This window comes from Metabacillus schmidteae, from assembly GCF_903166545.1.
Lineage (GTDB): Bacteria > Bacillota > Bacilli > Bacillales > Bacillaceae > Metabacillus > Metabacillus schmidteae.
This window is the reverse complement of record NZ_CAESCH010000001.1, coordinates 2,951,038-2,975,637: the sequence shown is the minus strand read 5'-3', so window position 1 is coordinate 2,975,637 and position 24,600 is coordinate 2,951,038. Positions and strand designations below refer to the sequence as shown.

General features: G+C 37.3%; 21 protein-coding genes and 1 pseudogene. 19 read left to right on the top strand and 3 right to left on the bottom strand.

Annotation, left to right across the window (positions count from 1 at the left end; all coding sequences use genetic code 11):
* A complete protein-coding gene (locus HWV59_RS14355) occupies positions 1-1,038 on the top strand; it encodes an alpha-ketoacid dehydrogenase subunit beta (protein WP_175639249.1) in 1,038 nt (345 codons plus the stop codon).
* 11 nt (positions 1,039-1,049) lie between these two features.
* The gene (locus tag HWV59_RS14350; RefSeq protein WP_235991738.1) at positions 1,050-2,294 is read left to right on the top strand and encodes a dihydrolipoamide acetyltransferase family protein; all 1,245 of its coding nucleotides are present in this window, start codon (positions 1,050-1,052) and stop codon (positions 2,292-2,294) included.
* A 198-nt stretch (positions 2,295-2,492) separates the two neighbouring features.
* On the opposite strand, the gene HWV59_RS14345 is transcribed toward HWV59_RS14350, so the two are convergent.
* On the bottom strand, positions 2,493-3,365 hold the full coding sequence (locus HWV59_RS14345; RefSeq protein ID WP_175639248.1) for an AraC family transcriptional regulator: 873 nt from the start codon (positions 3,363-3,365) through the stop codon (positions 2,493-2,495).
* Between the two features lie 269 nt (positions 3,366-3,634).
* On the opposite strand from HWV59_RS14345, the gene HWV59_RS14340 reads away from it, so the two are divergent.
* The 11 genes and pseudogenes from HWV59_RS14340 (at position 3,635) to HWV59_RS14295 (ending at position 16,274) form a co-directional block, all read left to right on the top strand.
* Complete coding sequence (locus tag HWV59_RS14340; RefSeq protein ID WP_175639247.1) at positions 3,635-4,747, top strand: glycoside hydrolase family 88 protein; 1,113 nt, start codon at positions 3,635-3,637, stop codon at positions 4,745-4,747.
* 116 nt (positions 4,748-4,863) lie between these two features.
* A complete protein-coding gene (locus HWV59_RS14335) occupies positions 4,864-6,015 on the top strand; it encodes a DUF2264 domain-containing protein (RefSeq protein WP_175639246.1) in 1,152 nt (383 codons plus the stop codon).
* A gap of 294 nt (positions 6,016-6,309) precedes the next feature.
* Positions 6,310-7,092 carry an IclR family transcriptional regulator gene (locus tag HWV59_RS14330; RefSeq protein WP_175639245.1) on the top strand — a complete coding sequence of 261 codons (783 nt, stop codon included), beginning with the start codon at positions 6,310-6,312 and terminating at the stop codon, positions 7,090-7,092.
* Positions 7,093-7,176: 84 nt separating this feature from the next.
* Complete coding sequence (gucD, locus tag HWV59_RS14325) at positions 7,177-8,643, top strand: alpha-ketoglutaric semialdehyde dehydrogenase GucD (RefSeq protein WP_175639244.1); 1,467 nt, start codon at positions 7,177-7,179, stop codon at positions 8,641-8,643.
* Between the two features lie 28 nt (positions 8,644-8,671).
* Positions 8,672-9,583: a dihydrodipicolinate synthase family protein gene (locus HWV59_RS14320; protein WP_175639243.1), complete on the top strand. Its 912-nt coding sequence runs from the start codon at positions 8,672-8,674 to the stop codon at positions 9,581-9,583.
* The gene (locus HWV59_RS14315) at positions 9,580-10,527 is read left to right on the top strand and encodes a U32 family peptidase (RefSeq protein ID WP_175639242.1); all 948 of its coding nucleotides are present in this window, start codon (positions 9,580-9,582) and stop codon (positions 10,525-10,527) included. The genes HWV59_RS14320 and HWV59_RS14315 overlap by 4 nt, the downstream gene beginning before the upstream one ends.
* 138 nt (positions 10,528-10,665) lie before the next feature.
* Positions 10,666-12,123 (top strand): GntP family permease, encoded by a 1,458-nt coding sequence (locus tag HWV59_RS14310; RefSeq protein WP_175639241.1) that lies wholly within the window; start codon positions 10,666-10,668, stop codon positions 12,121-12,123.
* A gap of 32 nt (positions 12,124-12,155) precedes the next feature.
* On the top strand, positions 12,156-14,360 hold the full coding sequence (locus tag HWV59_RS14305; protein WP_175639240.1) for a dihydroxy-acid dehydratase domain-containing protein: 2,205 nt from the start codon (positions 12,156-12,158) through the stop codon (positions 14,358-14,360).
* Positions 14,361-14,500: 140 nt separating this feature from the next.
* A pseudogene (locus HWV59_RS27545) lies at positions 14,501-14,572 on the top strand (hypothetical protein); the annotation flags it as partial.
* A gap of 273 nt (positions 14,573-14,845) precedes the next feature.
* A complete protein-coding gene (locus tag HWV59_RS14300) occupies positions 14,846-15,601 on the top strand; it encodes an RQC-minor-1 family DNA-binding protein (RefSeq protein ID WP_235991737.1) in 756 nt (251 codons plus the stop codon).
* A gap of 19 nt (positions 15,602-15,620) precedes the next feature.
* Positions 15,621-16,274 carry a DUF1801 domain-containing protein gene (locus HWV59_RS14295; RefSeq protein WP_175639239.1) on the top strand — a complete coding sequence of 218 codons (654 nt, stop codon included), beginning with the start codon at positions 15,621-15,623 and terminating at the stop codon, positions 16,272-16,274.
* A 287-nt stretch (positions 16,275-16,561) separates the two neighbouring features.
* Here HWV59_RS14295 and HWV59_RS14290 read toward each other — a convergent pair whose 3' ends face one another.
* Positions 16,562-16,972 carry a hypothetical protein gene (locus tag HWV59_RS14290; protein WP_175639238.1) on the bottom strand — a complete coding sequence of 137 codons (411 nt, stop codon included), beginning with the start codon at positions 16,970-16,972 and terminating at the stop codon, positions 16,562-16,564.
* A gap of 286 nt (positions 16,973-17,258) precedes the next feature.
* Between HWV59_RS14290 and mscL the strand changes: the two genes are divergently transcribed.
* The 5 genes from mscL to HWV59_RS14265 all read left to right on the top strand — a co-directional run bounded on the left by mscL (position 17,259) and on the right by HWV59_RS14265 (position 22,274).
* A complete protein-coding gene (mscL, locus tag HWV59_RS14285) occupies positions 17,259-17,642 on the top strand; it encodes a large conductance mechanosensitive channel protein MscL (protein ID WP_102231306.1) in 384 nt (127 codons plus the stop codon).
* 240 nt (positions 17,643-17,882) lie between these two features.
* Positions 17,883-18,587 carry a response regulator transcription factor gene (locus HWV59_RS14280; protein ID WP_175639237.1) on the top strand — a complete coding sequence of 235 codons (705 nt, stop codon included), beginning with the start codon at positions 17,883-17,885 and terminating at the stop codon, positions 18,585-18,587.
* Positions 18,584-19,585, top strand: coding sequence for a sensor histidine kinase (locus HWV59_RS14275; protein ID WP_102231308.1), 1,002 nt, complete (start codon positions 18,584-18,586; stop codon positions 19,583-19,585). The genes HWV59_RS14280 and HWV59_RS14275 overlap by 4 nt, the downstream gene beginning before the upstream one ends.
* An 87-nt stretch (positions 19,586-19,672) precedes the next feature.
* Positions 19,673-20,437 (top strand): ABC transporter ATP-binding protein, encoded by a 765-nt coding sequence (locus HWV59_RS14270; RefSeq protein ID WP_175639236.1) that lies wholly within the window; start codon positions 19,673-19,675, stop codon positions 20,435-20,437.
* Positions 20,412-22,274: an ABC transporter permease gene (locus HWV59_RS14265; RefSeq protein ID WP_175639235.1), complete on the top strand. Its 1,863-nt coding sequence runs from the start codon at positions 20,412-20,414 to the stop codon at positions 22,272-22,274. The genes HWV59_RS14270 and HWV59_RS14265 overlap by 26 nt, the downstream gene beginning before the upstream one ends.
* A 73-nt stretch (positions 22,275-22,347) precedes the next feature.
* Here the strand turns inward: HWV59_RS14265 and HWV59_RS14260 are convergent, their stop codons facing one another.
* Positions 22,348-22,956 carry a LysE/ArgO family amino acid transporter gene (locus tag HWV59_RS14260; protein ID WP_175639234.1) on the bottom strand — a complete coding sequence of 203 codons (609 nt, stop codon included), beginning with the start codon at positions 22,954-22,956 and terminating at the stop codon, positions 22,348-22,350.
* A 122-nt stretch (positions 22,957-23,078) separates the two neighbouring features.
* On the opposite strand from HWV59_RS14260, the gene pdxR reads away from it, so the two are divergent.
* A complete protein-coding gene (gene pdxR, locus HWV59_RS14255; protein WP_175639233.1) occupies positions 23,079-24,536 on the top strand; it encodes a MocR-like pyridoxine biosynthesis transcription factor PdxR in 1,458 nt (485 codons plus the stop codon).
* Positions 24,537-24,600 lie beyond the last annotated feature (64 nt).

Below are 24,600 nucleotides of genomic sequence, written 5' to 3'. Positions count from 1 at the left end.
ATGGAAAGAAAAATCACAATGATGCAAGCAATTAATGAGGCGTTAGATATCTCAATGGCTCAAGATGAACGAGTGATCCTGCTTGGAGAAGATATAGCAGGTGGTGCGACCGTTGAGCATTTAAATGAAACAGGAGCTTGGGGAGGTGTATTCGGCTTAACGAAAGGGCTAGTGGAAAAGTACGGAACAGAACGTGTAATCGATACACCAATTTCTGAAATGGGTTATATGGGCGCAGCAGTAGGGGCTGCAGCAACAGGCTTAAGACCTGTCCCGGAATTAATGTTTAATGACTTCCTAGGGTTTTGCTTTGACACGATCCTTGGACAAGGATCGAAAATGCGTTATATGTTCGGGGGTAAAGCAACTATTCCAATGACAGTCCGAACCAATCATGGTGCAGGTGCTTCAGCAGCAGCACAACATTCAGGGTGTTATTACGGGATTCTTGGTTCTATTCCTGGAGTCAAAGTCGTGGTTCCTTCCAATCCATACGATGCAAAAGGATTGCTTCTTGCTTCTATTGAGGATGATAACATTGTTGTATTCTCAGAAGATAAAACCATATATGGTCTTAAGGGAGAAGTGCCTGAAGGACATTATACGGTTGAAATTGGAAAAGCAAAAGTGAAAAGAGAAGGTACGGACTTAACGATCGTTTCAATCGGAAAAATGTTATATGTAGCAGAAGAGGTAGCAGATCGTTTAGCAGAGCAAGGTGTCTCAGTCGAAGTTATCGATTTATTAACAGTGGCACCATGGGATCAGGAAACTGTTATCAATTCAGTTAAGAAGACCAACCGATTAATTGTCATTGATGAATCGAATCCACACAATAATACAGCTACTGATATTGCAAGTGTAGTTTCAGATAAAGCGTTTGATTATTTAGATGCCCCAGTTAAATGTGTATGTGCACCGAACACACCTGTGCCTTTTGCAAAAAACCTTGAGGATCTGTACATTCCAAATGCAGATAAAGTGTTAAAAGTAGCGGATGAACTGATCTTTGATTTAAAAAAGACAATCTTAGTGTAAGGTGGTGATCAATGATGGCAACAGATGTTTTAATGCCTAAGTTAGGGTTAACGATGACGAGTGGAAATGTGGATGAATGGTACAAAAAAGAAGGCGAACCTGTTAAAAAGGGAGAACCGATCTGCACGATTAGTTCTGAAAAATTAACGATGGAAGTTGAAGCACCAGCAGATGGGGTGTTAGTAAAAGTCATTGCCCATCAGGGGGCTGAAGTACCAGTTAAAGAAGTAATAGGAATTGTGGCTCAAGAAGGTGAAACACCCCAATCTCAGCCTGTCGAACAATCCCCGGAAGCCAAATTAGAAAGGAACGAAAAAGAACAGAAGAATGTGATTCCGGCCGAAAAACCAATCGAATCGCACACTGGACGTATTTTTGTGAGTCCACTTGCTAGGAAATTAGCAAAAGAGAAGAATATTAATCTTTCTTTGGTTAAAGGTACAGGTGGAAATAATCGGATTACTAGAAGAGATATAGAGGCTTACGAAATTTCTTCTTCTAAGGAAGTAGCTCCTGCGGTGGAAATCCATTCTTTCCCGGTGAACACAGCCGACCGAAATCTTGGTACTGGACTCACGGGAATGCGTAAGATTATTGCCAAAAGAATGAGAAATAGTTTAGCGCAATCAGCCCAATTGACGATCCATCGAAAAGCTGACTTAACTGCATTTATGATGTTTAAAGAGAATATAAAAAATCATCTTACCGAAACAGAAATTGCTGGTAGTCTTAGTCTAACTGTTTGTGTTGCCAAAGCAACAATTCTAGCATTAAAAGAATATCCTGAAATGAATAGCTGGTATGAAACGGACACGAATGGTTTCCAGACCTTTGAAGAAGTCCATCTTGGAATGGCAACGGCCATATCTGTTGGCCTGCTGGTACCCGTTATTCGGAATGCTCACCAAATGAGCTTAAAGGAGTTAAGCGGAAACATCACAAAGACTACGCAAGCTGCACGAGAAGGTAGCCTTGCAAACGATCTAGTAACGGGATCAACATTTACCTTGACGAATCTAGGACAAAGCGGTGTCGAATACTTTACTCCAATTTTAAATACACCTGAATCTGGTATTTTAGGAGTAGGAAGTCTTCAAGACAAACTTACCTTGGATAAAGAAGGCCAAGTGATTCAGAGCAAAGAACTGCCATTAAGCTTAACGTTTGATCATCAAATTATTGATGGGACCCCGGCCGCTGAGTTTCTGGAAAGAATAATCTACTATTTAGAGAATCCTTATTTACTTGTATTATAGAAGATAGCCCCTTTCGAAAATCATTCACTAGAAATGGAGCTGAATAAAAAGACACTTCATATTTTTATGGGAAGTGTCTTTTTTTATAGAAATGCTAAGTCTAAAACTAGGCTGTAGCAGACAAAACTCTTGTTATAATAAATAGGGTTATGATTATGAGCGACCTCCATTGATCCTACTTTAAAAACCCACCATTTCCTATTTATAATTCACCTGATGATAAAGCCTATACTGATGTGGAGTCGTCCCAATCATCTTCTTAAATAACTGAATAAAGTAGGAAACACTCCCAAAGCCCACACTCTCACTAATTAATTCAATAGGTTTCTTAGTGACCTGTAGCAATTGACATGCCTGCTTCATTCTCCGAATGGTAAGATATTCTGTTAAGCTGCTTCCGGTTTCGCGTTTGAAAATCCTTGAGACATATGATTTTGATAAATGGAGATCATCTGACAATTGTCCCAAGTCAAACGGCTCCATATAATGCTCTTCAATCCATTGCATGATTTTTTCCGAATAGTAAAGTGAACGGTAGTTACTATGAAAGGATGAATTTAGATCAATATTGTGTATCTTTGATCGGATACATGACAACAATTGCATGAGAAAAAGCTGACTGTCTTCCTCCCAGTTGCTGGTATGTAATGATTTATTAAATATCTCACATGCTTCATAAATGTACTGATAAGAATCTTCTAAATTAAATGCTTGAGGTTCATTTACACCGTTTTGTAATTGGTTTAAGAGGGCATTAAGACCAGGGAATATTTGTGAAGTGTTCTTCCCGAGTGTAAGTGGATCAAAGTGTATGATACTTCGTTCATAGGGAGTTTTCGGGGAAACTTCAACATGGACTTTATGCAATTGAAAGGGTTGGAAAAAGAAAAGCATCCCTTTTTTGATATCATACGTCTGCTGGTTCACAATGACACGTCCTTGTCCACGATAGACAAATAATAATTCACAGCCTTGATGCCAATGATAAAACCCTTCAAAATTTTCTTCAGAAACCCTGCGATAGACCCAATTAAAAGGCTTTAGGTCAATTTGTTCAAATAAATGCTTCATATTCTCCCCTCCGTTTATTTCATAATTATATATAATGAAAACTTGTTTGTTCATAACGTTCTAATATCAAGTTTTATCTTAATGTTACTTTTAAACTCGAACCTTACTAAGTTATTACCTTATGCCTATTAGCTTCAATATATCATATTTTAGTCACTATTAATCCCGGTACTCTAGAACAACACAACGATATTTTTAGTTATTATACAACAACTTTTATTAGAATAGTGACGCTATACTCTATGTATTAACTTTATAGGAGGGAAAACATGCACAAGTTGAATCAAGAAGAACTATTAAAAAAGCTTGAAGAAAAAGTGGAGCGTATGGTTGATCAAATAGGAGATAAGTCACCACATGTTGCGAAGGCTGATGGGATCTATGATGATATGCCACATGAATGGTGGACATCAGGCTTTTGGCCGGGGTTATTATGGGTTCTATATGATATGACTGAAAATGAGAAGTTTAAAGATGCTGCGATGCCTTGGGATGAAAAACTACAAAAGTGTTTTTCCCACCATCCTAATGAATTGTATCATGATGTAGGGTTTCAATTTTTACTATCTGCAGTGCTGGAACATGAAATCACGGAAAGCGAGAAGGGCCTTGGAATTGGGTTGGAAGCAGCTAACTACTTAGCGGGACGTTTTAACCCTGCAGGAAATTTTATCAGGGCATGGAACGGGGATAAAATAGGATGGGCAATTATTGATTGCATGATGAATCTTTCGCTATTATTCTGGGCAAGCCGCGTGACTGGTGATCCTAGATATAAACATATTGCTACCCTGCATGCGGAAACGACTTTAAAGTATGGAATTCGTGAAGATGGTTCATCCTGCCATATTTTATCGTTTGATCCAGAGTCAGGAGAATTCATTGAATCAATTGGCGGTCAAGGGAACGCCCCGGATTCTGCATGGAGCAGGGGAAATGCATGGGCACTATATGGATTTGCTAATACGTACAAACATACAGGAGATTCTAAATTTCTACATGCTGCAAAACGGATTGCACATCATTTTATCGCAGGTCTACCGGAAGATTATGTTCCATATTGGGATTTCCGATTAGAGTCAATCGAAAATGAGCCTAGAGATAGCTCTGCCGCAGCAATTGCCGCTTCCGGATTGCTTGAAATTGCAGATTCGGTCCCTGCTAATGAAAAAAAACTTTATGAGGATGCTGCCAAAAATATAATAACTTCTTTAACTGAAAATTATGGAACATTGGATCAGCCGGAGCACCAAGGAATTCTGGTCCAAGGGACAGGACATAAGCCGGCTAATGAAAATATTAATGTATCGTTAATATATGGAGATTATTATTATATTGAAGCGATTGCGAAGTTAAATGGCTGGGAACGTCGTATATTTTAAAGATAGAAATGTGTTGATGAAGAAAGGTTTGCATACGCATTCGTCGAATGCGTAACAGCATTGGAGCATATGTGAGGAATTTATGTTAATGGAATAGATCGATTGGGGTGGATAAGATGACATCATTACTAACCAATGACCGAAAGTTCTGGCTCGATTCCATGTTGAAAATAGCAAGCCCTGTTTTGCTTCATTTGAAACATAGAACATTAAAACAAGAAATGCCAGTTGAGATGAAAGAAGGAACCGCTCGCGAGAAGTTTTCACATCTTGAGGCATTATCTCGATTATTAGTAGGGATATCACCTTGGTTGGAAAGTGAATGTGAACATGAAGAGGAAGAAACTCTTCGCGTGAAATATGCTGAACTTGCTAGAGAAGCAGTTGATGCTGGAACAGATCCTAATTCACCGGATTATATGAACTTTTCGGATGATTTCCAACCAATTGTAGACACTGCTTTTCTGGCTCATGCGTTCTTGAGAGCTCCTAATGAATTGTGGGGAAAACTTGATGGTAGAGTGAAACAAAATGTGATTACTGCAATAAAAGCTACCCGAACAAGAAAGCCTGTTTTTTCTAACTGGTTATTGTTTTCTGCAATAATTGAAGCGTTTTTATACAAAGTAGGTGAGGAAGACTGGGACCCTATGCGAATCGATTATGCGATCAAACAATTTGATCAATGGTATCTTGGGGACGGAGTCTATAGTGATGGCCCTGAATATCACCATGATTATTATAATAGCTTTGTCATTCATCCGATGTTAGTAGATTTAATCGATACAGTTGGAGATGAATATAGAGATTGGACTGTACATAAAGAATCGATCATAAAAAGGTCGCAAAGATATGCGGTTATTCAGGAGCGGACTATTTCACCTGAGGGTACGTTTCCGCCTGTCGGTCGATCTCTTGCTTATCGTTTTGGTGTATTTCAAACATTGGCTCAACATGCGCTTCGAAAGGATTTACCAAAGGAACTTCCTCCAGCACAGGTGAGAAGTGCTTTAACAGAAGTAATAAAAAGGACATTATCGGCTCCTGGTACATTTATGGAATCAGGATGGCTTACCATTGGATATTGTGGACATCAACCGAGAATTGGCGAACCATATATTGCTACCGGAAGTCTCTATTTATGCTCGGCAGCATTTTTGCCATTAGGTTTACCAAGCTCGGATCCGTTTTGGTGTGATCCGCCAATGGAATGGACATCTAAGAGAGCTTGGTCAGGGAAGGAAATTCCTATAGATTTTGCATTATAGGTCAAACTATTTCTATCGATCACATTTATAACAACTTATATACAATAACGAAAAATTCTCCTCTATTTGGCTTTGAAATACCAAGCACAAAAAGAGGAGGATTTTTTTATGTAAGAAAGTAGCATATGCAATAAAGCCTCACATTTGTTTCGTATAAAAAAACCAATAAAAAATAAAAACTCAAAAAAACTATTGAGAAATCTGACTATTCCGTTACAATAAGATTATAAGTTTTAAATAAAAAACTCAGTTTATTATATTAAACCGAATGAAACATCAGAGGTGATAACAGGTATGAAAGAAAAATACTGGGTTCCAGCTATAGAACGAGCAGATATGGTATTAAAAGAAATTAGTAAAAAGCCCCACCAGCTCCGGTTGATTGATTTATCAAAAAACTTGGAGATTAACAAAAGCTCTCTCTTCTCTTTGTTAAACACGTTAGAACATTTAGGGTGGATTGTGAAGGATGGGGGAGACAAGTATTCTTTAGGATCTTCAATAGGTGCGTTTAGTTCAGCTTATCTTAGCCAGTTTAATCTCCTGCAATCTTTTCATAAAGAAGCAGCATTATCTGTTTCAAAGGTAAATGAACATATTCAATTAGGTGTTCTTCAAAAGTCAAATGTCGTTTACTTAGGAAAAGTTGAAGGAGATTCCGGTGTACGGTTAGTCACTGATCCTGGCATGCAATTTCCCGCATATGCTTCGTCGATTGGAAAGGTCCAGCTAATCCAGCACACGAAACAAGAGCTCAAAGAAATTTTCCCGTCAGGAGATTGGGAGAAGAAGACACCGTATACAACGTCAAACCTTGATGAGCTATATGAAAAAGTTCAACAAGCAAAACAATACGGTTATGCGACTGAAAATCAAGAATCTGCTTTAGGTTTTCACTGTGTAGCTGCACCGATTTATAATCATGAAAATAAAATAGTCGCCGGTGTTAGTTTTTCCATGACAACTAGTAGCTGGGAAAGTAAAAAAGAGGCAGCGAAAGAGGAAATTATCCATCTGGCTGATCGATTATCACAACTTGCAGGTTATACAGGTCAAGTAAAACAAAGGGTGGATTAATAGGCAGCAACCTGTTGCCTTCTAAAAAGGAGAAAAATTAAAGCGCATTCATAATCACTAAACTTTTGAGAGGAGTATTCAATGATGCAAACATTATCTAAAGAAACGACGTATAAAAATTTTATTAATAACCAATGGGTGGATTCTTCTTCACAAGAAACGGTGAAAAGCATTAGCCCGATGAATAAAGAGGAAGTCGTCGGACTTATTCATAGCTCAACGAAGGAAGATTTAGAGCAAGCTGTAAGCGCTGCTGATCAAGCAAAAAAAGCTTGGAGAAAACTGGGGCAGGCTCAAAGAGGTCAATATCTATATAAAGTAGCAGATATTCTTGAAAAAAACCTCGATGACATTGCTGAAACGCTGACAAAGGAAATGGGGAAAACACTGCCAGAAGCAAAAGGAGAAACAGCTCGCGGTGTTGCCATTCTTCGTTATTACGCAGGAGAAGGCATGAGAAAAAATGGCGATGTGATTCCATCTTCAGATAAAGACGCTTTAATGTTTACAAAGCGAACTCCACTTGGTGTTGTTGGGGTCATTACTCCTTGGAACTTTCCTGTAGCTATCCCAATTTGGAAAATGGCTCCTGCCCTTGTTTACGGAAATACCGTTGTCTTTAAGCCGGCAACTGAAGCGGCTGTCACAGCAGCTAAAGTCGTTGATTGCTTTGCACAAGCTGGTCTCCCTGAAGGAGTTCTGAATTTTATAACAGGCTCAGGTTCTGTGGTCGGTCAAGGGTTAATTGATCATCCATTATTAAATGGCATTACCTTTACAGGGTCTGAAACGGTCGGTGAAATTGTGGCGAAATCTGCTTCTGCACGAGGAATTAAATATCAATTAGAAATGGGCGGCAAAAACCCAATTATTATCACAAAAGATGCTGATCTAAACGCTGCGGTTGAAGCTGTGATAAGTGGCGGATTCCGTTCTACAGGACAAAAGTGTACTGCATCAAGCCGTGTCATTGTTGAATCTGAAGTTTATGATGAATTTAAAGAAAAACTCGTACAAGAAACAGAGAAAATCAAGGTAGGAAATGGTTTACAAGAGGGAATTTGGATGGGTCCTTGTGCAAGTGAAAGCCAGTTCAATACAGTCAAACACTATATTGAGATTGGAAAAAAAGAAGGTGCCGAGCTTATAGCTGGTGGAGACGTTTTAACAGGTGAAGAATTTGATAAAGGATTTTATATTACACCTGCTATTTTTGACAATGTAAATCCGGATATGGCGATTGCTCAAGAAGAGATTTTCGGTCCGGTTATCGCGCTTATTAAAGCTGAAAACTTAGAAGAAGCCATTGAAATGGCTAACAATACGAAATACGGTTTAAGCGCATCCATTTTCACAACTAATATTGGTTCTTTACTAGAATTTATTGATGAAATTGAAGCAGGTCTTGTTCGTATTAATGCTGAAAGTGCAGGTGTTGAACTGCAGGCACCATTTGGAGGCATGAAAGGCTCTAGTACCGGATCTCGTGAACAAGGGGAAGCTGCTCAGGAATTCTATACTTCTATTAAAACTGTTTTTATAAAAGGATAGTAGATTGATAGAAAGGGTGAAACGTAAAATGACATTTCACGGGATCATCCCGCCAGTTGTGACATTATTTGATGAAGCTGGAAATCTTGATGTAGCTTTAAACCAAAAGTATGTAAATGAACTGCTCAAGCATAATATCCACGGTATTTTGCTGATGGGCAGTTCAGGTGAATTCTCATCATTAACCATTAAAGAACGAAAGCTGTATGTAGAAGAAATGATCAAAACCATAAACAAGAGGGTTCCAGTTCTCGTCGGGATTGGTCATACATCATTACAAGAAGTACTTGACCTATCCTGCCATGCTGAAGAACGAGGGGCAGATGGTGTTTTAGTCGTCAATCCGTATTATTGGAAGTCTTCGGAGGAACAACTCTATCACTTTTTCTCTCTTGTTGCCAAGAATACTAAGCTTCCAGTGTTCCTGTACAACATTCCGTCACTAACCGGTCAGACACTATCAGTAGATTTAGTGAAAAAACTGGCTGCCAATCATACCAATATTTGTGGCATAAAAGAAACAATCAGTGATTTTAGTCATATTCGAGAAATAATTATGGAGTTAAGCAAAATCCGAGAAGACTTTAAAGTTTTCACAGCCTTTGACGACCATCTGCTCCCAGCCCTGATGATTGGATCAGCAGGAAGTATTAATGGAAGCTCTGTTTTTGCTCCCGAAATTTCTGTTTCATTGTATGAAAATTATAAACAACGTAATCTAGATGAAGCTGAAAAGAACCACCAAATGATAACAAAATTAATGGATATTTATACAATCTGTCCAACGTTTTTTACGACAATGAAAGAAGCCGTCCACCAAAGATGGTTGACTGAAAAGACAGGACACCGTGCACCTTATGATGTATACCCATCAGATCTTTCAGAAAAAGTTTCATCACTTTTAAATTTATTTGAAGAGAAAGAGGGATTAAAATCATGAAAGAATCACGTGAATTATTAGAAAAGTTAGGATATCCATCATCAGATTTAACAGAACTGCCTACATCTACAAAAAGATTTCCAGATGGTGCTCAATATCGCATTGAATTGCCTAGTACGGAAGGGCCTGCTGCTTTAAGAGAAACTTTAAAAGAAATTGACCGTTACGGATTAACGATCCATCGTATCTCACAAGGAAGCGGAATTATGCTTCTTACAGATGATGAAATTAAAGAAATGTGTGAAATGACAGCAGAACGAGGGATGGAACTTAGCTTATTTGTCGGACCTCGCGGCACATGGGATATTAGCGCAGCTCCTTTGACAAGTGGCGGTAAATCACAGGCACTACGTCATGAAGGTGCCGATCAACTTGTGTATGCAATGGAGGATTTAAAAAGAGGGGCGAGACTTGGATTAAGAGGTGCTTTAGTAGCTGATGAAGGATTGTTGCTGTTGACAAAAGAAATGAAAAAGAACGGTCAACTTCCTGAAGATTTTGTCGTAAAGGTCTCTGTACAAATGGGCGCAGCTAACCCTATTTCAGTCAAGATCATGCAAGACTTAGGTGCAGATACATATAACGTGCCAACAGCTTTAACATTGCCAAAACTAGCAGCTATTCGCCAAGCAACAGATTTACCGATTGATTTGTATGTTGAAGCACCAGATAATTTTGGCGGATTCCTTCGTTACTACGAAATTCCAGAAATCATCCGTGTACTGGCACCTGTTTACATCAAGTTTGGCCTTCGAAATCACCCGGATGTATATCCTTCTGGAAAACAGTGGGAAAGTACAAATATTTCGCTCGTACAAGAGCGTGTGCACCGCGCTTCATTAGGGATACAAATGATTGAGCGCTATTATCCTGAGGCACAAACATCAAAATTAGGAGCTGAAGGTCTCGGTATACCTAAAATCAATCCAATTCTTTCAAATTAAAGCGCTAACAAAAATGGTAGCTTAAGGTAGAATAATATATTACTATAAAGAGGAAGTGAGTACTCCTCTTTATAGTAAGCGTTTTCTCTTAATGGGAGAAGGGTGTAGTATTGACTTCACTTTAAAGGGGTAGATAATGTGAGCACAGTAAGTTTCGTAACGGTTTTGTGTGTAAGTTTATTATTATTAATTTTCATGATCTTAAAATTAAAAGTCCATCCAGTTTTAGCTATGTTTGTTGTTGCCGCGGGGATGGGAGTAGGATTTGGGAATACGTTACTAGAAACGATGGGATTAATTAATGAAGGATTTGGATCAACACTAACCGGAATAGGGTTAACGATCATTCTCGGATCCATATTGGCGATGGGTATTCAGGATATTAGAGCAACTGATTCTGTTGCAAATTTCTTTAATAAATTGTTTCGTGGAAAGAATATGGAACTTGCTCCTGCTTTAACTGGATTTTTTGTTTCCATTCCTGTTTTTTCTGATGTCACAATGATTCTCCTTGCACCAATTGCATCTAAGATTGCTCATTTGAAAAAAATCTCGATGTCTACCATGACAGCGTTTACAGGTCTAGGGTTAGTTCTTACGCATGGCTTAGTTCCTCCGACCCCAGGTATTTTAGCTACAGCGATTACACTGAAAGCTGATCTTGGATTTGTTATCTTTTGGGGACTGGTTGTGGCCTTAGTTTCATTCTTTGGTACATGGCTATTATTAAGAAAATGGACAGAAAAGGAATTTATATTACCGCTTGATAAGTTTTTAGGAGGAGAAGAAACACGTGCTGATCAGTCGGAGGTTGCTGCGACAATAGAGCCTGCTGCCGAAGCTCCGTTAAAAAATGATACTGGTAAACGTTTACCACCTTTTTATCTTGCATTTCTTCCTATTATACTACCAGTGGTTTTTATCGCGTCTTCTTCCTTCGCTAATATTTTTCTCGAAGAAGGGTCATATTTACAACCATTTTTTGCAACATTAGGTGACAAAACGGTTGCGTTATCTGCCGGTGTGCTCGTTGTGTTGATTTTAGCGTTTATGTATAAACAAAACGTCTATGAATCTGCCATGAAAGAAAGCAGTGATGAAGTCAATCGAGATACACCTTTTATGTATATTTTAGTAGAAACATGGGTAACTCGTGCCCTTCTTGTTGCTATTCTACCGTTATTAATCACGGCTATGAGTGGAGCAATGGGAAATATTATTAAAACAAATGAAACAGTTGAAGCTCTAGCGATTAGTATTGCGAATACAAATGTACTGCCAATTTTACTTCCGTATTTTATCGCTTTTGCCATTATGTCTGCAGCAGGGTCAATGACAATGGCTGCCCTTACAACAGCAGCAATTGTTGTACCGATGATGCCAATTTTGGATTTGTCTCCAGTAGCCGTTACATTAGCGATTGGTGCAGGAACGTTGGCATTGAGTCATTTGAATAATAGTGGATTCTGGATCTTGATTAAATTTTTCAACTTACCGACAAAACAAGGTTTTAAATATATTACAATTCCAACCTTGCTGGCATCCATTATTGCGATTGTTACAATCATTGTGATCAATAGTGTTGGCCTGATTTAATACTAATAGAAATCTTTTAGGAGGTTTTACATATGGCTGTCCAATTTCCAAAAATAGAAAATTCAATTAATGCTTATAAAGATAATGTGCAAGGAAAAGCAAATGAACCGATCACGGTTGCCGGTTTATTAGACCGATCAAAACAAATCCTGGGAATGGAATATATGGGTTCTACTCCTGATTGGACATTAGAGGAAATTTATAACCGTTTAGAAGAAAATGCACCTCGTATTGCTATTATCGGTGGTTCTTCTGATCATCCGGCACATATTATGGACTTTAAAACGTCAGCACATGCTGCGATCAGAATCTGGCAAAATGGTGGTGTACCATTCTACTTTTCTACACCTGTTTTGTGTGATGGTACAGCACAAAATAATATGGGAATGAGCTATTCCTTACAAAGTAGAAATGCTGTAGCGCAAATGATCGTCAATCAAATGGAAGCCCACAGCTATCATGGTGCCTTTATTATTCAAGGATGTGATAAACAGCCTCTAGGTGTTGTAAGCGCAATGGTCCATTTAGACCGTCTTCGTCAGGAAAGAGGAGAGGCACCGGTTTTTGCTACATTTGCTCCTGCTCATGTTTTACAGGGAGGAACGATTCCTGAAGATTTGTTCACAGAATTAAGTCAAATAGCAGTGAAGGCAGAAAATCATGGTGCTTCCGATGTAGCAGATGATTTAAGAGATGCTATGGATTATATTTTACAATGCTCCTCTAATACCGCGTTTCAGGGTGTATTAAAACGAGCTCAAGAACGTGGCCTCATTACAGAAGCACAGCATAAAGAGTATGAAAGAAGATTGGCTGTTGCGACATGTGATGGTAGTGGGGGTGTTTGTGCTTTTAATGGTACAGGAAACAGTTCACGACATTTAGTTGCAGGGTTTGGGTTAGTTCATCCAACTTTAGAGCTTTTAACGAGTGCACCTAATCAAGTACAAATAAATGATGCGATTGATAGTTTAGCTACGATGATTAACAATCCTGTCTTTAGTGCTTCCAACATAATGGCCAATAATATCCGGAATGCCATCCGTATTCATAGTGCTTCAGGCGGTTCAACTAATTTGATGATGCATATTGTAGCAGCCATGTTATACGGTGGTTACAAATTTAGTTTATGGGATTTAGATGAAATTCATCATTCACACCCAATTCCGGATTTGTTTAACTATAGCTTAACTGAGGGACGAGATATTTTCTCACTTGCTACACAATGCTGCGGCGGAGATAGCAGGGGAATGGAAACATTATTTTATGAATTAATTCAAAACGGTGTTCCAATGGATGTAGATGCTCCAACTGTAACAGGAACTAGCTGGGGTGAACGTTTAGCAAATACGGATAGGCTACCAGCGTCTAATGTGAAAGAAAACCCGGTAATTTTATCTAAGCCTAGAAGACCGTTTAGTGGTGTAGATGTCTTAACTGGTAATTTCTTTGAAAGTGCCATCGTGAAAATTAGTGGAATGGCCACACCGCAATTGGATCAATTTGATAAAAAAGCGGCATTTGTCCTTTATTATGAAAATGAAGATGAAGCAAATCAAGGATTATTAGACACTCAGCTTTTACCTAAACTAAGAGATAACCAATCATTTTCTCATGAAAATTTATTAGGTCTATTAAAAGCAAATGCACCTGACCAATATGATGAATTAAAAGCCTATGACTATGACAATCTCTTTGATAAATTAGTCGAGAAAAGTATTTTGAAAATTGCGGTCATCGTGTCAGGTCAAGGTCCGGAAGCATTCGGCATGCCTGAAATGTTTACACCAATGCAACATATTAATGCGAATCGAAAACTACAACGGATTGCTGCATTGATTAGTGATGGAAGATATTCGGGAGTTTCCTATGGCGCTGCGATTGGTCACATGACACCTGAAGCGATAAATGGCGGTGGAATTGGATATCTTCAAACAGGAGATTTATTATACCTTGATCTAAGAGGAAGAGAAATTAACTTTCTCGATCAAAACGCTCTACAAAACGGCACAATTAAGTTCGACTTCAGTACGATAAAAGAAGAAAGAACAGCATTAGCAAATGAAAGAAAATCATTGCTAAAAATACGCCAGCGAAAAGTAGCGGCAAGTAACCGATTAGTCGGTCACACAGATGCAGCAAAAGGTGTAGTTCTATCAATAATAGATGAAGAAGCGGAACTTGATTACAATACGGATATCGTAAAGTACGAAGTAAAACAGGTAAGTGAAAAGTAAGAGATTAATTTAATCAAACGGCAAATGGAGGTTACTAGTGAAAAAGTAACCTCCATTTTTAAATATCAGATACACCAATGTTTTTTCTATATGCATGACCTTCGCTTTCAATATCAGTATAATTCCCAAACGAAACAAAACATGTAAAAGTGAAGGCAGTACCTTATTGCTCTTGGGGAAATCGGGGTCCTAGAGAAGAAATGCTTGTTTAGATTAATGAAATGTAGTTTAACACAAGATCCTTGTCTATAATACGTTAATAAAAGTAACAAATTAAACTGGGATCGCAAATGCGGTCCTTTTTCTTGTTAACTTAAACTATTAAAACTTATGTCAAGTAAGTTTGTTTTATTTCAACATTGGCCAATCTGGTATTCCTTATAAGATTTTGCTAGAATCTAAGCATAGCTATAGCAAGTTGGAGGCCTAAAGAACAACCGAAAAAATAAAAATTCTTTAATTACTGAGGATTGGGATGATTTATCGTGTTGAAGAAAATAGAATGTTTATCGGATGAAGAAATAAAGGTGATATTAAGAGCTGCAGATGGAATTATAGCAAGTGGTGGGAGAACACTTCTCGCGAAAATATTAAAAGGCTCACGTGAGAAAAAACTTTTAGAATTAGAGTTAGATAAATGTCCAGTGTATGGTTATTATAAATCAGAAAAACTGGAAGATGTAATGGATAAAATTGATTGGATGATCGATTTTGATTTTCTGGAAATTCAGTATAGTGGTAAACTACCTATGATTGTATACACAGAACGCGGTTGGCAAATTGAATGTGATCAATATGCAGATGAACTTTTAAGTGAATGGAAAAAATGGCTCGAAGAAGAAAAACAAGATATTGATATGACCTATTTAAAAGATCGTAATAGGCAAATGATTTTATTATTGCTTGATAAAGTGAAGGAATCAGGAAATAAAGCGTTTATCCCATATTTAAAATTATGGGAAAAGATCGAGTATAAGAAAGTAAAAGAAGCAATACGAACAACAACTAAAGCATTGGAAAATAACGAACAGGTTGATGAACAACTCATTAAGGAAAGAATTGCAGCAAACACTGAGGCCTTAAAGGGCTCAGCACCGCAAGACCTATTGCTAAAATGTTGGGATTGCGGAGACCGATTTACTTTTTCAATAAGTGAGCAGAAATTTTTTAAGCAAAAAGGCTTCCAGTTGCCAAAAACCTGTAAAAAGTGTCTCGAAAAAAGGAAAGAATTGTTTTATTAAAGAAAAGGAGGGTTCCTAAATGTACAATAGTAGATTACATCCAAAAGTTGATGAGTTTTTAACGAAGGAAAAAAAGTGGAAGGCAGAATTCGAGAAGTTGAGAGAGATCGCTCTTGACTCTGAACTAACAGAAGAATTTAAGTGGATGCATCCTTGTTACACCTTAAACGGTAAAAATGTTGTTTTAATACATGGATTTAAAGAATACTGTGCTCTTTTGTTTCATAAAGGTGCCTTGTTAAAGGATGATCATAACATTCTCATTCAACAAACAGAAAATGTCCAGTCGGCCCGTCAAATCCGGTTCACCAATGTACAAGAAATTAATGAAATGGAATCCATCCTGAAAACGTATATTCAAAATGCCATTGAAGTAGAAAAAGCAGGTTTGGAAGTGAAACTTAAAAAGGATACAGACTACACAATTCCTGAAGAACTCCAAACTAAATTTGAAGAACTCCCTGCCTTGAAAACAGCTTTTGAAGAATTAACACCAGGAAGGCAAAGAGCATACATTCTTCATTTTTCGCAGCCAAAACAATCCAAGACACGAGAATCCAGAATTATAAAATCGATAGAGAGAATTCTTATTGGAAAAGGCTTGAAAGATTGCATTTGCGGTCTATCTAAAAGAATGCCCAACTGTGACGGTTCGCACAAGAATATACAGTAAAAATAGTAACCTACATAAGTATAAAGATACTCATAAGAGCGTCAAAATAGTGTGGATTATAGTAAAGGTAGTGAATTTCAAAAAATTTTTTTCGCCTTCTATATAAAAGAAAGTAATAGATTACATAATATTATTATGTATAGTAGATTAAAGCTAATGTCATTTTATACGTCGTGTCCTTTGCCGGTATGATGCACATTTCCTCAACAAACAGAGCAGAATAATGAAAAGATAATCCCCATTTGTTATATACAAATGGGGATTATTTAAAGCGGATTTAGTTTCAGTTAATCATCAAACTCGATAAATTCTTGATGTTTGAACGTCATTGCTGCTGCAGTACGTCCGTCCTCTTTCCCACCAGACAAGGTTACTACTATTTTATTTCCATCTTTCTCTATATCGCCCTCAACAGCTACACGAAGCATGTTGTTACCTTGGAAGGTACATGGTCCAGCATCTAATTTTAGAACTGCACAGTTCCCCGCAGGTATTTTAACTATTTGGTGACAAATCTCTATCTCTGGTGGAGTAGATGGGTATAGTTCAACATCTCTACAAACATGAACTGATACTTTAACGGTTGAAGTTATATTCGCAAGATTCTTTAAACCAATTAATAGAAATTCAACTGCTCCACTCGGAGTGCCATCAATAGATAGTGGTACAAAAAATGGTCCAGAAGTAAGTTTCCTCATTTGTAAATTTCCCTCCTTTCATCTTTTGTAATACAGCATATTCTGAGAGATATTTTATGAAAGGGACAAAATACTATTTTTACTAGGGAATATTAAAAACTCTTAATTAATAGGACACTTTTAGTATATTTGAATAACAGATGATCACTTAATGCTAATAGAAGGAACCAGGTAAATGGAACTCTTTATCCTTTAATGGGTGCTTCTTTACTTATCGTATTTGGTTTTCACACTGCATTCTAGTATAATAAACATTTATTATGCTAAGAAAGGTGAAATAATCGTAATGTGGAATGAATTTAAGAAATTTGCACTAAAAGGAAATGTCCTGGACTTAGCTGTCGGTGTCGTTATCGGGGCAGCCTTTGGTAAAATTGTAACATCACTTGTTAATGACATCATAATGCCGCTTGTTGGACTTCTAATGGGAGGAATTGATTTTACAGATCTGACTGTAAAAGTAGGCAGTGAAGAACTGAAGTATGGTTTATTTATCCAGAATGTGGTTGATTTCCTGATTGTGGCCTTCTCAATCTTTCTATTTGTGAGAATCATCAACAAATATTTTAAAAAGAAAGAAAAAGAAACCCAGGCAGCACCTGTTGTCGATAAAAATATTGAGTTATTAACGGAGATAAGAGATTTATTAAAGAACAAATCCGAGTCTTAATGGAATAAAATTCTTACATACTGTTAAAAGACTTAACAAATGAAACCTCACATTATAGAGGGGATTCGTTACTATTTTACTTAGATAATTTTTGGACCTTTACTATTATAGTATGGTCCTTTTCTTTATGAAGAAATATTATGATAGAAATTGGTTTAGTTGTGTTGGCATTTCAGAGATTTCTTTTGTACGTCCTTCTTTTATATGCCATAATTAACCATGAACCAAGGAGTGATGAACATGCAAAAAATAATGATCGTAGAAGATGACCCGAAAATATCAGATCATTTAAAAAAACATATAGAAAAATACGGCTACGAGGTAACAACTGTGATAGATTTCGACCATGTTATGGATGAATTTTATCGCACCAAGCCCCAGCTTGTTCTTCTTGATATTAACCTTCCAAGCTTTGATGGGTATTACTGGTGCCGGCAAATTCGAAAGGAATCGGTGTGCCCGGTTATCTTTATTTCTGCGCGCATAGGTGAAATGGATCAAGTGATGGCCCTTGAAAATGGCGGTGATGATTATATAACAAAGCCCTTCAGTGCAGAAATTGTAATGGCTAAGATCCGCAGTCAGCTTCGCCGTGCATACGGAGAATATGCGACAAAGGTAGAAGAGAGGGTGTTGGAAAACAACGGACTGAGTCTTTTCCCGGAAAGATTAGAAATAACATTCCAGACAAAAACTGTGTCTTTATCGAAAAAGGAATCAGACATTATCGAAAGCTTGATGGAACGGTATCCACGTGTAGCAGGACGGGAAGATTTACTAGAGAAACTGTGGGATGATCAAACCTATATAGATGAAAATACATTAAATGTGAATATTACAAGAGTAAGAAAAAAGCTTCAAGAAATTGGCCTGGAAGATGTTGTAGAAACAGTTAGAGGTGCGGGGTATCGATTGCATATTTCGTGGGTGGAGAAAAAGGGATGAAATTATTTTTCAGGGAACATTCCTTATTACTTGTTGTCCAAACGATTCAATTGATCGTTATCCTTTCAATCTTCTGGCTTGATGGGTATCATGATCTCAAGCTGTTTTTATATGCTGCCTTTCTCTGTTTCTTTATCCTAGCTATTTATCTTATTTATTATTACATAAGTCATCGCAAGCTTTACCAACGTCTTCAAAAACCTCTTAATTCACTAGATGATACCTTTCAAACAACAGATAAAGCCGCATTGTCAGTTGCTTTTGATAAGGTATTGCGTGAACAATATGTCCTTTTTCAAAGTCAACTGGAATTCATTGAAAAGCAACAGGAAGAGCATCGAAAGTTTATGGATCAATGGGTGCATCAGATGAAAACACCACTGTCAGTGATTGAATTAACAGCTCAAAATTTAGATGAACCAGATTCATCAAGTATTCGTGAAGAAACAGATCGAATGAAATCAGGATTAAATACTGTCCTCTATATGGCACGATTTAAAACAATTGAACAAGATTTTCATATTAAACCGGTTAACTTATCGAAAGTTGTTCAGGAGGTAAACGGAGAAAATAAGCGGTTCTATATCCGAAACTCAGTATATCCAAAGCTAGTCATAGAAAAGGAAGGAATAACAGTTGAAACGGATGAAAAATGGCTGTTTTTTATCCTATCTCAGCTTATTAACAATGCGGTTAAATATTCTATAGGGAAAAGTAACCAAATTTTAATTTCCATTTATGAAAAAGAGAAGGAAGCTGTGCTTGAAGTAAGAGACTTTGGGATCGGAATTCCTGAAACAGATAAGCGGCGAATCTATCAACCATTTTTTACCGGAGAAAATGGGCGGAAATATCGGGAATCAACAGGAATGGGTTTGTATTTAGTAAAAGAGACATTAGATCATCTTGGACATCGCTTGGAAATGGAGTCAGCAGAGGAAACGGGATCAACCTTTCGAATCATCTTCTCTGAAACCCAAAACCTTACACCACTGTAAGGAAAGTGAAAGAGGAATCGATAGTTTAGCAAGACATGAGCGCGTTATACTAATCACAGATCAGATAACGTGAAAGGAGATCTTGTGATGTTGGAAGTTAAAAACGTAAGTAAAATTTATGAAGGTAAAATCGCATATAAAGCATTAAGGGATATTCAATTATCAATTGAATCAGGTGAATTTGTTGGAATTATGGGTCCATCTGGTAGTGGAAAAACAACCTTGCTGAATATGATAGCAACAATTGATGAACCAACAACTGGAGAAATCTTAATTAATGGAGAAAACCCTCATCTTCTGAAGAAAGAAGATCTGGCGAAATTTCGCAGACGAGAGCTTGGCTTTGTCTTTCAGGACTTCAATTTATTACACACTTTAACTGTTGAAGAAAATATTGTTCTTCCCTTGACACTTGATGGGAAAAAGGTAAAAGAAATGAAACAAAAGGCGAGTGAAATTGCGGAAAAATTAGGGATTTCTCAAATTATGAATAAACGAACTTATGAAATCTCGGGTGGCCAGGCGCAGAGGGCAGCTGTTGCAAGAGCAATGATACATGTTCCAAAGTTACTTCTTGCAGATGAACCAACAGGGAATCTTGATTCTAAATCATCGAAGGATGTAATGCAGATGTTAGAATCAATTAATCGTACAGAACGCACAACAATGTTACTTGTCACACATGATCCGCTGGCTGCAAGCTATTGTAATCGTGTCATTTTCATTCGTGACGGACATTTTTATTCGGAAATTCATCGTGGAAATAACCGACAAGCATTTTTCCAAAAGATAATCGATACACTTTCACTGCTGGGAGGGGATGGAAATGACCTTTCGCAGATTCGCGTTTAACAACGTTTTCCGCAATAAACGATTGTATGCTGCCTACTTTCTAAGTAGTATGTTTACTGTTATGGTCTTTTTTACGTTTGCTATATTTGCTTTTCATCCGACATTGAGTGGAAATGAAATGAATTCTTATGTGAAAATTGGCATGTACACGGCTGCAATTATCATTTATGTCTTTTCGTTTTTCTTCATCATGTATTCAATGAGCTCATTCTTAAATACGCGTAAAAATGAGTTTGGTTTATTAATGATGCAAGGAATGTCAGTAAGGCAAATTCGTCTTATGGTGTTTCTTGAGAACATGGTTATTGGATTTTTTGCAACGATATGTGGTATTTTATTTGGGTTAGTTTTTGCGAAGGTCATTTTACTGGTCGCAGAAAATGTCCTTGTCATTGAAGAAGGTCTTAACTTTTACTTTCCGCTGATAGCCATTCTTTCAACATTTGTTTCATTTATCGTATTATTCTTTTTTATTTCAATATTTGTCTCATATATTCTACGCAGTAGGAAACTAATTGATTTAATAAAAGGAAATAAGAAGTCAAAAGGGGAACCAAAAGCGAATATTTTTCTAACAATTCTTGCATGTGTTTTGATAGGAATTGGGTATACTGTTGCTCTAATAGTGGAGGGGCTGCAAGTAGTAGCAGCACTGCTGCCTGTTGTGATCGTGGTCATTTTGGGGACGTATTTACTTTTTACCCAATTAAGTGTTTATATTATCCGTAAATTTAAAAACAAGAACAATGTCTTCTGGAGAAAAACGAATATGATTTTATTATCCGATCTTTCTTTTCGAATGAAAGATAATGCTCGTACGTTTTTCTTGGTCGCAATTGTTTCAACTGTTGCCTTTAGTGCAATCGGCTCCCTTTACGGTTTTCAAAGCATTCTTACATCCACGTTTAAAAATACAAATCCAACGACATTTTCCTATCGGGTAATAGACAATAATGAAGATAAAGATGTTTCGTTGATTAATAAGACAATAGATCAAGAAAACATGAAAGCGGATCATGAGCAAACACTGCTTCGCTACTATGAGGTAGGGGAAGATACAAATCTCATAACGAGTGAATCAGATTTTAACCGTTTTGCTGCCTTGATTGGGGAAGATACGATTGAGATCGAAAAAGGTCAAATAAAGGTTGTGGAATTTACAGATTCATCATATGGACAGACAGATGAGTTATTAAGGCAATCCATAAAATTGAATACCGGTGAAATCTTAAAGCCAATGGAAGTTATATTCTCAAGGGCGCTTCCTGAGATTGACTCTTACTATGTTGTGTCAGATCAAAACTACAAAGAGCTACAAACTCCAGCAATGGAAGAGATTTATCATGCCTGGCAGGTAACGAAAGGTGAAGAAAACATATTAGAAGCTTCTGAAACGTTAGTAAAAGCACTTCAGCCTTATGAATTCACTTCTGTCGAATACCAAGTCTATGAAATTAATAAAGGTTTCGGACTTGTTATGTTTATTGGACTATTTATTGGAATTGTCTTCTTCGTCTCTGCCGGAAGCTTCCTGTATTTCCGTCTTTACGCCGATTTAGATGAAGATAAACAAAAGTTCAAAAGCATCTCAAAAATAGGCTTAACTGAAAAAGAACTAAAAAATGTGCTGACGAGACAAACGGCGATCCTTTTCTTTGCACCAATAGTCGTCGCACTGATTCATGGAGCGGTTGCACTTACAGCATTGTCACACATGTTTTATTTTAATCTATTCCAACAATCTGTCACGGTATTAGGGACATTCTTAGTGATCCAAATTGTATACTTTTTCATCGTTCGCTTTTTCTACACCAAGCAGGTTAAGAGTGTGCTTTAAGAATAAACTCAAGCGTATTAAAGGAAGGATCCTCGTACAACAAAAGAGGATTCTTCCTTTTGATTTTTTTGAATTAGAATAACTGTAGCCCCATATAAACTGCCATTCCCCAAATAATCAAAGCAGAGACTTGATTCATTCTTTTTAATAGAATCCCAGAAGTATCAATATGTTCGATCTTTTTTCCGATTATCGCTAACGTAAAAAACCAAATCCACGATACCCCAATGCAAGATACAGTAAATAGCCATTTATCAAAGCCTACATAGACTAATGAGCTAGTGCCAATAACTCCGATTGTGTCCAAAATGGCATGAGGATTTAATAAAGATACAGATGCGGCAAACATAATCTGACGTTTAGTTGAAAAGTGGTTCGAGTTTTGATCGTTTCTCACTTCAGATGTGCTTTTCCACATCAGCCATCCCATATATGCTAAGAAAAAGAATCCTATTAAAAACAAAAAAGTCCGCAGCCATTCAAACGTTAAAATCATGATCGAAACACCTGCTACAGCTAATAAAATAAGAATCGTATCACAAATACCTGCCGTAATAATCGCCGGTAAGGCATTGGAAAATCTCTTGTGTGTAGCACCTTGGTTAAAAATAAAAACATTCTGCACACCTAAAGGTAAGATTAATCCGAAGGCAAGCATCATTCCATGCAGTATTGGTTTCAAATCTTTTTTCCCTCCTGTTCCTATCTAGCATAAGGGACGAATCAAGATTTGTCTCCAACCAATTGGTTGGTAATCGACCCAACCATTTTGATACAATGAAAGAAAAAGAACGGAGAAAGAAAATGTCAGGAGAAGATTGGAAACCAATTAAATCTTCATCAGTCCCATTACATGTGCAAATTACCACTTACATGAAAAACAAAATGGTGAACGGAGAATGGACAATTGGTACAAAGTTGCCTTCACAACGAACGTTAGCACTACAATTTAATGTCAATCGCAGTACCGTTGTAACAGCTCTTGAGGAATTAGTTGCTGAGGGCTTACTTGAATCGAAAATTGGGAGTGGGACAAGAGTTATCAATAATACATGGAGTTTGATAGCTTCTGCTCCGCCGCCTGATTGGATTAGTTATGTACAATCAGGTATCCACGAGCCTAATATGAACATCATTCAAACAATTAATAAATCAGAGGCGAATCCAAACATCATCAGACTTGGAACGGGGGAACTTTCACCGGAATTGCTGCCAAATAAACAAACGCTACAATTGCTGCAAACAGATCGTGAGGATATTCTGTCTTTAGGATATGAAGAGCCAAAAGGAAGCTTTGCCTTAAGACAAACAATTAGCTATTACTTAAAAAAGAAAGGAATTAGCGTATCACCTGCATCTATCTTGATTGTCTCCGGAGCCCTTCAAGCACTACAATTAATCTCAATTGGTTTGTTAAAACGAGGTTCTGTCATTTTTCATGAGATACCTTCTTACCTCAATTCAGTCCATGTTTTTCAATCCACCGGGATGAATTTATTGGGAATACCTATGGATAAAGAGGGGCTCAAGTATGACTCGATCGGCCGTTTAAAAAGACAGCACAATGCAGCTTTATTGTATACAATTCCTTCATTTCATAATCCAACCGGTATACTAATGTCGGAAGAAAGAAGGAAACAATTACTAGACGTATGCAAACAGGCAGCACTGCCAATTATTGAAGATGATGTGTATAGTGAGTTATGGTTTGATTATCCACCGCCAAATCCATTGAAAGCAATCGAGTCTCAAGGTAATGTTTTATATATCGGAAGTGTATCAAAGTCATTAAGTCCAGGACTACGAATTGGTTGGGTTGTTGGGCCTGAACCTGTAATAGATCGCCTTGCGGACATAAAAATGCAAACAGATTACGGGTCTAGTTCGATCTCGCAATATGTTGTACATAAGTGGATACAAAGCGGATTGTATGAACAATATTTAACTCAAGTAAGAGAAAACCTGAAACAACGGAGAGATTATACTGTTAACCTTTTACATACTTATTTTTCTGATTTCGCAACTTGGGAAATTCCAAAAGGAGGCTTTTATATATGGCTGCACTTAAAATCAGGTGTTTCAACACGGAAATTATTTGATGCAGCTCTACAGGAAGGGATACTATTGAATCCTGGTAGTGTTTATGATAAATATGATCAAGAGCATCTTCGTATTTCATATTCGTATGCATCATTGGAGGAACTTGAAAAAGGACTAAGATTATTATCGGACTATATAAAAAGGTTAATGGTAAATAATTAGTATTGAAAAAAAGATGAAGGGTGTAAAACAATGTGACTAAGAGTTCAATCCATATTTATAGATC

What these genes read in the sequence shown, in the direction of transcription:
- mscL (WP_102231306.1), top strand. Translation starts at nt 17,259, where the DNA reads ATGTGGAATGAATTTAAGAAATTTGCACTAAAAGGAAATGTCCTGGAC.
- HWV59_RS14340 (WP_175639247.1), top strand. Translation starts at nt 3,635, where the DNA reads ATGCACAAGTTGAATCAAGAAGAACTATTAAAAAAGCTTGAAGAAAAA.
- HWV59_RS14280 (WP_175639237.1), top strand. Translation starts at nt 17,883, where the DNA reads ATGCAAAAAATAATGATCGTAGAAGATGACCCGAAAATATCAGATCAT.
- HWV59_RS14330 (WP_175639245.1), top strand. Translation starts at nt 6,310, where the DNA reads ATGAAAGAAAAATACTGGGTTCCAGCTATAGAACGAGCAGATATGGTA.
- HWV59_RS14315 (WP_175639242.1), top strand. Translation starts at nt 9,580, where the DNA reads ATGAAAGAATCACGTGAATTATTAGAAAAGTTAGGATATCCATCATCA.
- HWV59_RS14290 (WP_175639238.1), bottom strand. Translation starts at nt 16,972, where the DNA reads ATGAGGAAACTTACTTCTGGACCATTTTTTGTACCACTATCTATTGAT.
- pdxR (WP_175639233.1), top strand. Translation starts at nt 23,079, where the DNA reads ATGTCAGGAGAAGATTGGAAACCAATTAAATCTTCATCAGTCCCATTA.
- gucD (WP_175639244.1), top strand. Translation starts at nt 7,177, where the DNA reads ATGCAAACATTATCTAAAGAAACGACGTATAAAAATTTTATTAATAAC.
- HWV59_RS14350 (WP_235991738.1), top strand. Translation starts at nt 1,050, where the DNA reads ATGATGGCAACAGATGTTTTAATGCCTAAGTTAGGGTTAACGATGACG.
- HWV59_RS14345 (WP_175639248.1), bottom strand. Translation starts at nt 3,365, where the DNA reads ATGAAGCATTTATTTGAACAAATTGACCTAAAGCCTTTTAATTGGGTC.
- HWV59_RS14270 (WP_175639236.1), top strand. Translation starts at nt 19,673, where the DNA reads ATGTTGGAAGTTAAAAACGTAAGTAAAATTTATGAAGGTAAAATCGCA.
- HWV59_RS14335 (WP_175639246.1), top strand. Translation starts at nt 4,864, where the DNA reads ATGACATCATTACTAACCAATGACCGAAAGTTCTGGCTCGATTCCATG.
- HWV59_RS14265 (WP_175639235.1), top strand. Translation starts at nt 20,412, where the DNA reads ATGACCTTTCGCAGATTCGCGTTTAACAACGTTTTCCGCAATAAACGA.
- HWV59_RS14355 (WP_175639249.1), top strand. Translation starts at nt 1, where the DNA reads ATGGAAAGAAAAATCACAATGATGCAAGCAATTAATGAGGCGTTAGAT.
- HWV59_RS14275 (WP_102231308.1), top strand. Translation starts at nt 18,584, where the DNA reads ATGAAATTATTTTTCAGGGAACATTCCTTATTACTTGTTGTCCAAACG.
- HWV59_RS14305 (WP_175639240.1), top strand. Translation starts at nt 12,156, where the DNA reads ATGGCTGTCCAATTTCCAAAAATAGAAAATTCAATTAATGCTTATAAA.
- HWV59_RS14320 (WP_175639243.1), top strand. Translation starts at nt 8,672, where the DNA reads ATGACATTTCACGGGATCATCCCGCCAGTTGTGACATTATTTGATGAA.
- HWV59_RS14295 (WP_175639239.1), top strand. Translation starts at nt 15,621, where the DNA reads ATGTACAATAGTAGATTACATCCAAAAGTTGATGAGTTTTTAACGAAG.